The 466-nt window shown below is 50.2% G+C and carries 1 protein-coding gene; it reads right to left on the bottom strand.

Going from position 1 to position 466, the window contains the following annotated elements:
- Positions 1-466, bottom strand: a 466-nt coding sequence (locus C1631_RS23555) for a type IV secretion system protein (RefSeq protein WP_185144703.1), incomplete at both ends; no start/stop codon positions are given.

Here is a 466-nt window from a genome sequence, read left to right as displayed (position 1 = left end):
ACTCCCATGAGTTCCACGGGAAGAATGTCACCCCAGACAACCGTTACGGTGCTTGCTTTTGCAGCCAATGCGTTGAGGACACCTGTGATCAGCGAAAGATAAAAGGCCAGAAACGCATAAATAATAATCTGAACTACGAAAAACAGAATGATTGCGTTGATCCACCCGATTGTGTAACGGGCGGTGAATGCAAAAAGCATAAGCAGAATGAATATCGGAGCGGTCGCCAAAAGTATCCACGTCATGACCTTGGCGAGAACAATGGCAGCGATGGCGATGCCAACCAGCGCATACATGACCAATTGGAACGTGCCGGCATAGATATAGACGCCCCAACTCAGGACGCCGGCATTTTTGACAAATTTTTCGGCCGCGTCGTTGGTAATATCGATGACTTGTTGCAAGCCATTCTGAACGTCGCCGGTAGAACTGTAGCCGGTCGAGCTGGCAGACAGCATTGCCCGGC

This window comes from Chryseobacterium phosphatilyticum, from assembly GCF_002899825.2.
GTDB classification, from domain to species: Bacteria; Bacteroidota; Bacteroidia; order Flavobacteriales; family Weeksellaceae; genus Chryseobacterium; species Chryseobacterium phosphatilyticum.
The sequence above is the reverse complement of the archived record's forward strand: the minus strand, read 5'-3'. Positions and strand labels throughout refer to the sequence as shown.